Genomic DNA, 649 nt, shown 5'->3' on the forward strand with positions numbered 1-649 from the left:
ACTACATATAGTAATGACCTTGAGTTTATCACTTAGCTTCTAACGCTTCGGCCAGACGGGTCACCGTTGAGTCTACCTCTTTATTCAGGAGGACTTCACGTACCTTGTCTTCACCGATAGCCACAGTCGCTGCAACCGCAACGGACGCCAGTAAGCGAGCTGCTTGAACATCGTCAAGGGTCACTCGCTGAGTGTGCGCACGGTTATCACTCTTTGCCTTCCAGCGGTAGACCAGAGTGACTTTGTCGTTGCGGACGTTGATGTGAACCTTGCGGCCCCATTGGTCAACGGTGTCGGACAGCTGAATGGTATTACCGGGGAACTTAGCTTTGATGGTAGTCATTAGAAGAACTCCTTAAGTTTCTGAGCTTTAGCTGCCACCTTAGCGGCCTCTGCGGTTGCATAAAGTGCTGCTTCACGTGCGACAGCGCGATGACCAGACGGCCTAAAGTTTCGATGAGTTTAAACATTTTGATTCTCCTATTTACGGTTGAAGTCTCTATACATTCTCATGCGGAATGCTTCGAGTGTTGGACAGCAGTGCTCACAGGAGCACCACTCGTCATGTTCAGTAGTCGTCTTCTTCGTGGCCTTCCCAGCCAGTATCTCCCTCTCCTTCTCCGCCAGTGTAGCTAGACGGTTCGAGGAG

General features: G+C 50.7%; 1 protein-coding gene. It reads right to left on the reverse strand.

Annotated elements, in window-relative coordinates:
* Nucleotides 1-28: 28 nt before the first annotated feature.
* Nucleotides 29-343 (reverse strand): hypothetical protein, encoded by a 315-nt coding sequence (locus HHU12_RS34445; RefSeq protein ID WP_169661216.1) that lies wholly within the window; start codon nt 341-343, stop codon nt 29-31.
* Nucleotides 344-649: the final 306 nt, after the last annotated feature.

The sequence above is a fragment of the Flammeovirga aprica JL-4 genome (assembly GCF_012844305.1).
Taxonomy (GTDB): Bacteria; Bacteroidota; Bacteroidia; order Cytophagales; family Flammeovirgaceae; genus Flammeovirga; species Flammeovirga aprica.